This is a genomic window from Treponema sp. R6D11, assembly GCF_054786075.1.
On sequence record NZ_BDHD01000720.1, the window covers coordinates 1 to 472 of the forward strand.

The 472-nt window shown below is 42.8% G+C and carries 1 protein-coding gene; it reads left to right on the plus strand.

Features of this window, described 5'->3' with window-relative positions:
* Positions 1-472: DHH family phosphoesterase (locus ACYVTD_RS15695; protein WP_461248628.1), on the plus strand; the 472-nt coding region annotated here is incomplete at both ends.

The window sequence follows — 472 nt, forward strand, 5'->3', positions numbered from 1 at the left end:
CCTTAAAATGCTTGAGTTGTTCAATGTGCCTTTAGTTAAAGCCGCCGATGCCCATACAATGGGGGCTGAAGACTGGGCGGTGTTAGTTGACGCGCAAAAAGGGAACGCCAACATTACCGACCTTCCCACTGACGAAGTGGCAGCTATTGATCATCATGAATACAAGGGCAACATGGGGTATCGTTTTGAAGATATACGCCCCGATGTTGGAAGTTGCAGTTCCATTATAGCCGAGTGGTTTTTTGAAAATAACATTGAGCCGCCCAAAGTTATAGCGACAGCCCTTCTTTACGGAATCTTTATGGATACCGACAACCTTACTAGAGGAACATCGAATTTTGACATTGATATGTTTTATCGTCTTTACAGTCTTGCCGACATAGAAATGATTGTAGAGCTTAAAGGGAATGAGATTTCTGTTCAAGATCTTGATATGTACGCGGAAGCGTTTAAGACTGTGGAAATTTATGAC